The sequence below is a fragment of the Clostridium sp. MSJ-8 genome (genome assembly GCF_018918325.1).
Taxonomy (GTDB): domain Bacteria; phylum Bacillota; class Clostridia; order Clostridiales; family Clostridiaceae; genus Clostridium.
The window spans coordinates 121,872-133,102 of the sequence record NZ_JAHLQH010000028.1 but is presented as its reverse complement, the minus strand read 5'-3'; the positions used below and the strand labels follow the sequence as shown (position 1 = coordinate 133,102).

General features: G+C 27.9%; 11 protein-coding genes and 1 pseudogene. 11 read left to right on the top strand and 1 reads right to left on the bottom strand.

Translation table 11 applies throughout. The features are described 5' to 3' along the window. From KQI77_RS05590 to KQI77_RS05545, 10 genes and pseudogenes are all read left to right on the top strand, one after another. Positions 1 to 273, top strand: a pseudogene (locus KQI77_RS05590) (transposase); the annotation flags it as partial. A 451-nt stretch (positions 274 to 724) separates the two neighbouring features. Then, positions 725 to 2,041 (top strand): glutamine synthetase family protein, encoded by a 1,317-nt coding sequence (locus KQI77_RS05585; RefSeq protein WP_216389278.1) that lies wholly within the window; start codon positions 725 to 727, stop codon positions 2,039 to 2,041. Positions 2,042 to 2,068: 27 nt separating this feature from the next. Continuing rightward, entirely contained in the window at positions 2,069 to 2,638 is a 570-nt protein-coding gene (locus KQI77_RS05580) for an ANTAR domain-containing response regulator (protein ID WP_216389276.1), read from the top strand. Positions 2,639 to 2,642: 4 nt separating this feature from the next. Then, a complete protein-coding gene (gene dapF / locus KQI77_RS05575) occupies positions 2,643 to 3,482 on the top strand; it encodes a diaminopimelate epimerase (RefSeq protein WP_216389275.1) in 840 nt (279 codons plus the stop codon). Continuing rightward, the gene (locus KQI77_RS05570; protein ID WP_216389268.1) at positions 3,475 to 5,079 is read left to right on the top strand and encodes a CTP synthase; all 1,605 of its coding nucleotides are present in this window, start codon (positions 3,475 to 3,477) and stop codon (positions 5,077 to 5,079) included. The genes dapF and KQI77_RS05570 overlap by 8 nt, the downstream gene beginning before the upstream one ends. Positions 5,080 to 5,084: 5 nt before the next feature. Further along, on the top strand, positions 5,085 to 6,275 hold the full coding sequence (locus KQI77_RS05565) for an LL-diaminopimelate aminotransferase (protein ID WP_216389266.1): 1,191 nt from the start codon (positions 5,085 to 5,087) through the stop codon (positions 6,273 to 6,275). A 235-nt stretch (positions 6,276 to 6,510) separates the two neighbouring features. After that, entirely contained in the window at positions 6,511 to 7,350 is an 840-nt protein-coding gene (locus tag KQI77_RS05560; RefSeq protein WP_216389259.1) for a hypothetical protein, read from the top strand. Between the two features lie 232 nt (positions 7,351 to 7,582). Next, positions 7,583 to 8,179 (top strand): guanylate kinase, encoded by a 597-nt coding sequence (gene gmk, locus KQI77_RS05555; protein ID WP_216389257.1) that lies wholly within the window; start codon positions 7,583 to 7,585, stop codon positions 8,177 to 8,179. 220 nt (positions 8,180 to 8,399) lie between these two features. Continuing rightward, on the top strand, positions 8,400 to 9,776 hold the full coding sequence (locus KQI77_RS05550) for a citrate/2-methylcitrate synthase (protein WP_216389255.1): 1,377 nt from the start codon (positions 8,400 to 8,402) through the stop codon (positions 9,774 to 9,776). Positions 9,777 to 9,875: 99 nt separating this feature from the next. After that, positions 9,876 to 10,295, top strand: coding sequence for a hypothetical protein (locus tag KQI77_RS05545; RefSeq protein WP_216389253.1), 420 nt, complete (start codon positions 9,876 to 9,878; stop codon positions 10,293 to 10,295). Between the two features lie 102 nt (positions 10,296 to 10,397). Here the strand turns inward: KQI77_RS05545 and KQI77_RS05540 are convergent, their stop codons facing one another. Further along, entirely contained in the window at positions 10,398 to 10,820 is a 423-nt protein-coding gene (locus tag KQI77_RS05540) for a hypothetical protein (protein WP_216389251.1), read from the bottom strand. 181 nt (positions 10,821 to 11,001) lie between these two features. Here KQI77_RS05540 and KQI77_RS13175 point away from each other — a divergent pair, with 181 nt between their 5' ends. Further along, positions 11,002 to 11,136 carry a hypothetical protein gene (locus KQI77_RS13175; protein ID WP_301281676.1) on the top strand — a complete coding sequence of 45 codons (135 nt, stop codon included), beginning with the start codon at positions 11,002 to 11,004 and terminating at the stop codon, positions 11,134 to 11,136. The last annotated feature ends 95 nt before the right edge of the window (positions 11,137 to 11,231 follow it).

Genomic DNA, 11,231 nt, shown 5'->3' with positions numbered 1-11,231 from the left:
GAAAATGAAGGTTTTAATAATCAGAAAAATATTAGATATGATATTACACATGCTTGTTCACTAGATAATAATGCTATGAAAAATCATTATTTATTAGTGCAAATAGCAGATATAATAAGACAACTCTTAGAAAACGGTAGCGAAGCTATTAAGAAGTTAAAATTGGGGATAAAAGAAATATCTTCAAGATTGTTAGAATCTTTTCGACGAGACCCACTAACAACTGAAGATATAACCCACATAGATAAGCGTACAAAAATATGCTTACTCTGATATAAATTTTACCAAAGGAGGTGATAAAATAAAAGACCTATTAAGAAAATAATTAATAAAAATTTTTAGAAAGCTTTAAGTAGCTCTAGTTTATCGTTTTTTAAAAAACAAGCAAAGATAAATTTTCAAAATTTTCAGACAATTTAAAGGCGAGATTATGAGAAATTTATTCAATATAAATAAATTTAATCTTTACCGCTGTGTAGTAACTTTTATTCTTGACAAAGAACTAATTAGTTAATAAAATTAAGAGGTGTAAATTTTAATATGGACTATAGAATTTGGGTGCGTAATTTTTTGAGATGATGCACTTTTTTTCTTTATTTTATAGTAAATATTATTATATAGCATTAAATTAATACATATTTACTAATAAGTATTAATTTAATAATTTTTGGGGATTTTAATTAGGTTAAGATGATATGATTTTTGTATAGGGAGGCTAAAAGTAATGGATCAAACAATATCAGATATATTGTCATTCGTAGAAGAAAACGACATTAAATTTATAAAATTGCAATTTTGCGACTTATTTGGAGAATTAAAGAATATTTCAATATTATCTTCAGAATTAGAAAGGGCATTTACTAGAGGAATAAGTTTTGATGGATCATCAGTAAGAGGTTTTGTAGAGGTTGATAATTCAGATCTTTTTTTGGTTCCAGATCCATCAACAATAACAATACTGCCTTGGAGACCACAAGAAGGAAGAGTAGCTAGATTTTTCTGCACTGTTAAGAAACCAAATGGAGAGGTTTTTGAAGGGGATTGCAGAAATAGATTAAGAAAAACTGTAGAAGAGTTGCAAGCTTACGATTATACAGTTAAAGTTGGTCCTGAATCTGAGTTTTATTTATTTAAAACAGATGATGAAGCAAATCCATTATTAGAACCTCAAGATAATGCAGGTTATTTTGCAGTTGCACCTTTTGATAAGGGTGAAAATATAAGAAGAGAAATTTGTCTTACATTAGAAGAGATGGGATTTACTCCTGAAAGCTCTCATCATGAATCTGGACCAGGACAGAATGAAATAGATTTTAGATTCGACAATCCAGTAGAGTCAGCAGATAATTTTATAACACTAAAATCAGTAGTAAGATCAATTGCTAGTTTAAATGGATTATATGCTACATTTGTGCCAAAACCGCTATTAGATAAAAGTGGTTCGGGCTTTCACATTAATTTATCCTTATACAAAGGAGAAAAGAATATATTTAAAGTAGATAGTGGGCACTCTAAAGATGCAGAAAGTTTTATTGCAGGTATATTAGATAGAATAGAGGAGATAACTGCAATACTTAACCCTAGTGTAAATTCTTATAGAAGATTAGGAAATCATGAAGCACCAACATCTATAGGTTGGTCTCATAAAAATAGATCAACAATAATAAGAATACCTGCATCAGGTGGTGAATGTGCTCGAATGGAACTTAGAAGTGCAGATTGTTTATGTAATCCATATTTAGCTTTCATGTTACTTATAAGAGCAGGGGTAGAAGGAATAGAACAAGAAAAGAAATTAGGAAAACCTATAACACATAATGCATTTTTATATGATGAAGGTGATAAGCATTTACCACTTACATTTGAAGATGCTATGGAAAAACTAAAAAATAGCACATTTGCAAGAAAGGTTTTAGGTGATTTCATAATAGATAAATATATTAAAATAAAGGAAGAAGAATTAAAGATATATAAGTCTATAGAAGATGCTGATAAAGGAATAAGTAATTGGGAAAAGGAAAATTATTTTTATAAGTACTAAAATATAATCTAGTGGGGGCGATTATGAATGGATAAAATATTAATAGTATGTAGCTCCGAAAAAGGCGTTAAAGTTTATACGGATAATTTAAAAGCTATGGGATATATTAATATTGATGTTGAGAATAATGGCTCTGCTGCCAGAAGACGATTAATAAATGATAATTTTGATATGGTTATAATAGATACTCCGTTGAAGGATGAAACAGGTACTGATTTAGCTATTAAGTTAGCGGATAAAGGTAACACCGGCATTATATTGATGGTTAAATCTATTGATGCAGATATGATTAGTGCCAAAGTAGAAGAGTATGGAGTATTTGTAGTTCCAAAGCCTTTTACTAAATCTATCTTTTATCAAAGTGTAAAATTTGTTGTGACTTCTATAAGAAGATTCTCAAAATTAAAACAAGAGAGAAACAATCTAAAAAAACAAGTTGAGGATATAAAAAAAGTTGATAGAGCAAAATGTTTGTTGATTCAATATAATAAGATGACTGAAGAACAAGCACATAGATATTTAGAAAAACAAGCAATGGATTTAAGAATTAGTCGTAGAGAAGTAGCAGACAAGATAATAAAATTTTTCGAGGTGTAGAGTTATGGAATTTACAAAGATGCAAGGAATAGGCAATGATTATATATATTTTAATTGTCTTGAAAAAGAATTAAAAAATCCTAGTGAAGTTGCAATTAAACTTAGTGACAGACATTTCGGTGTTGGTGGAGACGGAATAATTATGATTATGTCATCAGAAGTTGCAGACTTTAGAATGAGAATGTTTAATGCAGATGGATCTGAAGGTGAAATGTGTGGTAATGCTACAAGATGTATAGGTAAGTATGTGTATGAAAAAGGACTTACAGATAAGACTAAAATTTCTTTAGAAACATTAGCGGGAATAAAATATCTTGAGCTTAATGTGCAAAATGGCATTGTGACTGAGGTTAAGGTTAATATGGGTAAGCCAATTTTAGATCCAAAAAAAATACCAGTAGATATAAATAAAGAAATTATTATAAATGAAGTTGTAAAAATCGATAATAATGAATATAATATAACTTGTGTTTCAATGGGAAATCCTCATTGTATAGTTTACATGGATAATATTGATGATCTTAAATTAGAAGAAATTGGTCCTAAATTTGAGAATGCTTCAATATTTCCACAGAGAATTAATACAGAATTTGTTGAAATAATTGATGATAAAACAATAAAGATGAGAGTATGGGAAAGAGGAAGTGGGGAAACCTATGCTTGTGGAACTGGTGCATGTGCAGTTACAGTAGCATCTGTTTTAAATAATTATTGCAAGAAAGATCAAGATATAACAATTAGATTATTAGGTGGAGACCTAAAGATAAATTATACTGCAGAGGATTTAGTCTTTATGACAGGACCAGCAGAGTTTGTGTTTGAAGGAAGGATAGAAGATGAATAAGAAGTATATTTTTGTTACAGGTGGAGTAGTTTCAGGATTAGGAAAAGGAATAACAGCAGCATCATTAGGAAGATTATTAAAAAGTAGAGGATTAAAGGTTGCAGCACAAAAGTTTGATCCATACATAAATATTGATCCAGGAACAATGAGTCCTTATCAACATGGAGAAGTTTTCGTAACAGATGATGGAGCAGAAACAGATCTAGATTTAGGACATTATGAAAGATTTATAGATGAAAGCTTAAATAAGTTTTCAAATATTACAACAGGAAAAGTATATTGGAATGTTTTAAATAAGGAAAGAAGAGGAGAATATTTAGGAGAAACAGTTCAAGTTATACCTCATATTACTAATGAGATAAAAAATCAAGTTTACAAGCTTGGAAAAATAACAGATAGTGATATAATAATAACTGAAATAGGTGGAACTGTAGGAGATATAGAATCACAACCTTTCTTAGAAGCTATAAGACAAGTTTCTTTAGAAGTAGGAGAAGAAAATTGTTTATTTATACATGTTACTTTAGTTCCATATATAGCAGGATCAGAAGAATTAAAATCTAAACCAACACAACATAGTGTTAAGGAATTACAAGGTTTAGGAATTAAACCAGACATAATAATATGTAGATGTGATATTCCATTAGGAGAATCAATTAAGAGAAAGATAAGTCTTTTCTGTAATGTAAAAGAAGATTGTGTTATAGAAAATTCAACAGTTGAAAATCTATATGAAGCACCTTTAATGTTAGAAAAGAGCAATTTCTCAGAAATTGTATGTAGAGAATTAGGAATAAAAGGCACTACATGTGATATTACAGAATGGACTGCTTTAGTTCAAAAGATAAAAGAAGCTATCAATAATGAAACTGTGAATATAGCTATAGTAGGTAAATATGTTAAACTTCATGATGCATATATATCAGTTGCAGAGAGCTTAAGACATGCTGGATATGCAGAAGGAGTTAATATTAATATATTATGGATTGATAGTGAAGAAATTACTAGAGATAATGTTGCAGATAAATTAAAAGATTGCAAAGGAATAGTAGTACCAGGTGGTTTTGGTAATAGAGGAGTAGAAGGTAAGATTGAAGCAGTTAGATATTGTAGAGAAAATAATCTTCCATTCCTAGGAATATGTTTGGGAATGCAAGTTGCAGTTATGGAATTTGCTAGAAATGTATTAGGATTAAAAGATGCAAATTCAAGAGAATTTGATGATATTACAGAAAATCCTGTTATTGATATAATGAGTGATCAAGTGGATATAGAAGATTTAGGTGGAACTATGAGATTAGGAGCATATCCTTGTCACGTTAAGAAAGATAGTAAATTATTCGAATTATATGGAAAAGAATTAATAAGTGAAAGACATAGACATAGATTCGAATTCAATAATAAATATAGAGAAATGTACTTGGAAAATGGTATGGATTTAAGTGGAATTTCACCAGATGGTAGATTAGTAGAAGCTGTAGAAATAAAAGAAAATAATTTCTTCGTAGGGGTACAATACCATCCTGAATTCTTATCAAGACCAAATAGACCACATCCATTATTTGTTGGTCTTGTACACGCATCGAAGGGGGAATAAAACTAATGGTTAAAATTAACGAAAATTATCTTAATTTAAAAGAAAGCTATTTATTTTCTACTATTGCTAAGAAAGTAAATGAATATAAGGCTAATAATCCTGATAAAAAGGTTATCTCGCTAGGAATTGGGGATGTTACATTACCACTAACAGAACCTGTTATTGATTCTTTAAAATCAGCAGTTGTTGATATGTCTAAAAAAGAAACTTTTAAAGGATATGGCCCTGAACAAGGTTATGCATTTTTAAAAGAAGAATTAAAGAAATACTATGCAGAACATAACGTAGAATTAGAAGCAGATGAAATATTTGTATCAGATGGTGCCAAAAGTGATTTGGGAAATATGTTAGACATATTTTCAAAGGACAATAAGGTATTAATTCCAGACCCAGTATATCCAGTATATGTAGATACTAATATAATGGATGGAAGAGAAATAATATTCATGGATTCAACTCCAGAAAATAATTTCCTTGCAATGCCTGATTATAGTGTAAAGGCTGATTTAATATATTTATGTTCTCCAAATAACCCAACAGGAGCTGCATATAATAGAGATCAATTAAAGAAATGGGTAGAATATGCAAAAGAAATAGGAGCTATAATTTTATTTGATGCAGCATATGAAGCATTTATAAGTGATGAAGATGTTCCTCATAGTATATATGAAATAGAAGGAGCAAAAGAATGTGCTATTGAAGTATGTTCATTATCTAAAACAGCAGGATTTACAGGTATGAGATGTGGATACACTGTATTACCATTTGCATTAAAAGTAAATGATGTAGTATTAAATAAATTATGGTTAAGAAGACAAACTACTAAATATAATGGAGTTCCTTATGTTATACAAAAGGCAGCTGCAGGTGTATTTACTCCAGAAGGTAGAAAGAGAACAAAAGAAGTTATAGATTACTATAAAGAAAATGCTAACATTATAGCTAATACATTAACAGAATTAAATGTTAAGTATGTTGGAGCTGTTAATTCACCATATGTATGGCTTACATGTCCTAATAATATGAAGTCATGGGAATTTTTTGATTACTTATTAGAAGAAGCTAGTATAGTAGGTACTCCAGGTGCAGGATTTGGAGAAAATGGAGAAGGACAATTTAGATTTAGTTGCTTTGGTGATAGAGAAAATATCTTAGAAGCATGCGAAAGATTAAAGAGTCTATCAATATTTAAATAATTAGTTAAAGTATATAAAGAAAAACTATTGTTTGAAATTACAGACAATAGTTTTTTTGTTTTTTAGAGTAAATTATATAAAAAATAACTTAAGCAAATGCATTATATTTTAATATTTTAATTTTTTTATAGAAATTGTTAAAAAATATGGTATACTGTATTATGTAAAGATTATCATTGTGATATAAACTAGTATGTAAGGAAATGGAATGATTGATATGGGAGAAAATAACAATATGAATTTAACAGAATATGATAAAAGAATAGATGAAATTAATCAGTTAAATAAACCTGAGGAAAGAGTCGCTGCTTGTAGAAAATTATTTGCAGATATAATGAACTCAGGCGAATTATATTTAATAGCAGCAGCAGAAACACCTATGGATATGTGGAAGAAAGGACAATTTCAACCACATATAGCAAAAGCAAATAAAGATGAAAAATATTATTTGAGATTATTTTCAGATTATGAATTAGCTTGTAAAGCAGCAAGAAGAATAAAATCTGTAGATGATACTGACAAAGAAATGGTTGTAAAGATAGAAGTGAAACAGTTAATATCTATGGTAAAGGATTATTTTGTATTAGGTGTTTATGGAGTGCTATTAAATGATGGTGATAAGTGGATTACATTTAGTAATGACGCATTTTTACATACAGCATTTTATGATGTACTAAAGCAACCTGAACGTTTTGATGCATCTTTTGTTAATACAGTAAGAGCTATATATGATATTGTAGATAAAAGAGTAAGATTAGTAGCACCATTTAAGTATCAAGAAGGCATTGAAGATAGAGATGTTTTTGAAGATGGTATTGAATTTAATACATTAGATAATGGTTTGTTAATAATGGAATTCTATGATAAATACAAAGTTGAGAAATCATTTAAAGAAAAGGTTTATTGGGTAGATCTAGACATAGAAAAATTCTGTAAGGTAATAATAAAAGCATTACAAGATGAATTAAAGGTTGTAAATATTGTTTATGGTGGAAGACAAGGTAGCGGTACTCCTAAGAATATAGCAACATTATTACAAGCATTAGGATATATAGAGAATAAAGCACAAGCATAAGGTTATAGTTATACTTTATAAAAAAGTTAATCTGTATAAAGAACTGAAATTGCAAAATACTATTTATCATTTAGCAGAATATATAGTATTATAGAAGCAATTTCAGTTTTTTGTTCTTTTACTCTATATGAAATTATATTAAATCAGCTGGCTACATGTAAAAACAATAGTTGTAAAAATAGATAAATTATTGGTATAATAGAATAAATGCAAATTGATGGGGTGATTTTACATGAATAATGAAGGTTTGCTTTTAATTATATCTGGGCCTACAGGTGCAGGTAAAGACAAGATAATAGAAGCATTTTTAAATGAACATAAAGATTGGTATATGCCTGTGTCATATACAACTAGAGATATAAAAGAAGGAGAAGAAGAAGGAATTGATTTTCATTATGTAACTAATCAAGATTTCTTCAAAAAAGTTGAACAAGGTATATTTCTAGAATGGGGAGAAGTATATGGTGAATATTATGGAACACCAAAGCATGCTCTTTTAAAGAGAATTAAAGAAGGAAAGAATGCAATAGTGGAGGTAGATCCAAGAGGTGCACTTAAAATAAAAGAAAGTTATAAGGATGCAATACTTATATTCATTTTACCAAATTCTATAGAAGATATGAAAAAGAATATATTAGAGAGTAGAAAGGATACTCCCGAAAATTTACTTAGAAAATTTAATTCTGCATATAAAGGAATTCAAGAAATATGTAAGTATAATTATGGAGTAATGAATACTTCAGTAGAAGAGGCTCTTTTACAAATAGATAATATCATAAAAGCAGAAGAGTGTAGAGTCCAAAGAGTTATGAATACAATTGATTTATAAAAAATACTGATAAAAAAAGGACGCATCATAATGCGTTCTTTTTTTATAAATTTGAATTAAGTTTATTGATAGAAATGTTATGAATAATTGTTACTATAGAAGATTTGTTAGAGAAAATTATTATATGAGAAAACATATATATTTGCTTATATGGCATAATATGATATTATAGTAATAATAATCTATAAAGTGATTTATATGGGGAGGCGAATAAAGTTAAATGGAAAAACTATTATATAATAGAAATATTGCTTTAGATGATAAGGTTGGAGAATTAAAAGATATATGTTTAAAGAATAATTGTATAGATACAAGTTTATATAATAAATACGAAGTTAAAAGAGGACTTAGAGATGTAAATGGAAAAGGTGTTTTAACAGGGCTTACAGAAATCTCTGAGATTCAATCACAAGAAGAAAGAGATGGTAAGGTTGTATCTATAGATGGGCAATTATATTATAGAGGATATAATATTTATGATTTAGTTAATGGATTTATAGAAGAAGATAGATTTGGATTTGAAGAAATTATATATTTATTGCTTTTCGGTGAATTACCAAAGGAAGAGGAATTAATAGATTTTTGTGATCTATTAGCAGAATACAGAACATTACCTACATCATTTGTTAGAGATGTAATTATGAAAGCACCAAGTTTTGATATGATGAATGCATTAGCAAGAAGTGTATTAACATTATATGCATATGATGATAAGGCAAATGATACGTCTGTAGAAAATGTTATAAGACAATGTATTCAACTAATAGCAGTATTTCCACAACTTGCGGTTTATGGATATAATACCTATAATCATTATTTTAAAGGGGAAAGTTTAATTATCCATACACCAAAACCAGAATTATCAACAGCTGAGAATATATTATATATGCTTAGAGCAGATAGTAAATATAGTAAATTAGAGGCGAAGATATTAGATTTAGCCTTAGTACTTCATGCAGAGCATGGTGGTGGAAATAATTCTACATTTACAACTCATGTTGTTTCTTCATCAGGAACAGATACTTATTCAGCAATAGCTGCTGCATTAGGATCCTTAAAAGGACCTAAACATGGAGGAGCTAATATAAAGGTTGTTCAAATGTTTAATGATATGAAAGAAAAAATATCTGATTGGACAAATGAAGAAGAAGTAAAAGAATATTTGCAAGCATTGCTTCGTAAAGAAGCTTTTGATAAAAAAGGTTTAATATATGGAATGGGGCATGCAGTATATTCGATATCTGATCCTAGAGCAAATATATTTAAAGGATTCGTTGAAAAATTATCAAAAGAAAAAGGAAGAGAAGAAGAATATAATTTATATGCATTAGTAGAAAAACTTGCACCTGAAGTTATTCAAAGTAAAAGAAAGACATATAAAGGAGTAAGTGCAAACATTGATTTTTATAGTGGTTTTGTATATAGTATGTTAGATTTACCTATGGAACTATATACACCTATATTTGCTATAGCAAGAATTGTTGGATGGTCTGCTCATAGAATAGAAGAATTAATAAATGTAGACAAAATAATAAGACCTGCATATATGAATGTAGCAAATAGAAAGCCTTATATTGGAATAGATAATAGAATATAAAAATAAACTGATATTCTTAAAAAAGATAAAATCAATTACTAAATAATAATTTCTTTTTTTCGATAAGTAAATATACAAAGAAAAAAGGAGATATGTAATATGGGATTGTTTAATAAGAGTTCCAAAGAAAAAAAACAGCATGTTAAAGTAGATCATAGTTGGAAACTTACTTCAAACAAAGAAGCTGTTATAAAGATAATGGATGAAAATTCTATAAAAAATGGTACAGTGTTAATTCCTAAAGTTTTATTTGAATATTTTGAGATTAAACATAATAAAGAAGGTAAAGCTTATAAAATAACTATTAGATTTATGAAAGGAAATTATGATTGTACCATTGAAAAGATAAATGAAGAGCAAGCAATATTGAATTTTGATGTTGATTTTAAGAAAACTTTAATAGGAGTAGATGAAAGTTTTAATAGAGATCTAGAAGGAGAAGGAAGAGTGTATATTAAATTCCTAAAAAGAAATAAAGATTTGTATGATGTTAATATGGGAATTGCCCATATGAAGTAAATAAAAAAATAAGTAAAGATCCTTAAATGCTATGAACTCACTAAAGTTCAGACAATATAGTATTTTTTACGGGATCTTTATTATTTTTTTATTTATAAGAAATTACAGTTTTAATTTTGCTCTAAATATTTCAAGTTTTTGTTTTTCTTCTTCATTTATAGAATTATTATTCTTTTTTGTAATTGCAATGAATTCTTCGTAATCATCTCCTAATTTTTCTTTTATAATAATATCTTTTAACCTCATAAGTTCTTTTTTATCATTATCAAATATTATTTTTGTTTGATTATATCTCTTAGATATATCTTGGGCTAGTTGTTTATCTTCATCTAGCAGATAGCGTTTATTGCTTAAAATAGCATCAATCTCGCTAGAAATATCTATATCTTCTTCAGTGGAACTAGAAGTAGACAAATCATATATAGTTGATTGAGATATAGTTGGAATACTGTTAAGTGGAGTTAATATATTAGTAGGTAAAAATAAAGATACTACAAGTATTAAGTTAACAATAAATGAATACATAAGAACAATCCTTTCTATATATAATTTAACTATAATAGTTTCTCCATTAACTAAATGTTTAATACATTTATAAAAATAATGTTATAAGAATATTATAAAAGTGTTGCATTTGTGTTAATAGAGTTGTAATAAAAGAGTAAATAGTTTAAAATATATGTAAACGGTTAAATGGGGTGGTTTTATGGAAATTAAAAATATATCCTTTTCTTCAAGCTTAAATCTCAAGAGAGATGATTATTCAAAAGAAGATTGGCTTAAGATATGTAATTATTTTGGACTAAAAGACAGTTGTAATGAGATACGTATACCTAGATAGAAGAATATATGAGGTCATTAAGATATTTTATCTTAATGACCTTTTTTAATGTCTAGTAAAGTATATAAAATTTAAATCTTATTAAACATAGTATT